The sequence below is a fragment of the Comamonas sp. A7-5 genome (assembly GCF_039581385.1).
GTDB lineage: Bacteria > Pseudomonadota > Gammaproteobacteria > Burkholderiales > Burkholderiaceae_C > Comamonas > Comamonas thiooxydans.
Map to the genome: position 1 here is coordinate 1 of NZ_JBCPWO010000072.1, position 299 is coordinate 299.

At 61.5% G+C, this 299-nt stretch carries 2 pseudogenes; both read left to right on the forward strand.

The features are described 5' to 3' along the window. Window positions 1-73, forward strand: a pseudogene (locus AAIL67_RS24805) (electron transfer flavoprotein subunit beta/FixA family protein); the annotation flags it as partial. A 154-nt stretch (window positions 74-227) separates the two neighbouring features. After that, window positions 228-299, forward strand: a pseudogene (locus AAIL67_RS24810) (electron transfer flavoprotein subunit alpha); the annotation flags it as partial.

Below are 299 nucleotides of genomic sequence, written 5' to 3' on the forward strand. Positions count from 1 at the left end.
CGGCGCTGGCGTCAAGGTGGCCGATGTGGCCGCCCTGGTCGACAAGCTGAAAAATGAAGCGAAGGTCATCTAAGGCCCCCTGAGCCGCTTCGCGTCATCCCCCGCAGGGGGACGACACCCTCGGTGCGGGGCGGCCCTTCCTCGGTGTCCCGCGCTTGAGCCGCGCCAGATTGGCCGGCTGCGGGTGATGCAGGCACCATGAAAAATTCTAGAGAAAGACGACTGAAATGACCTCTCTCGTTATTGCAGAACACGACAACGCTTCGATCAAGACTGCGACCCTGAACACCGTGACGGCT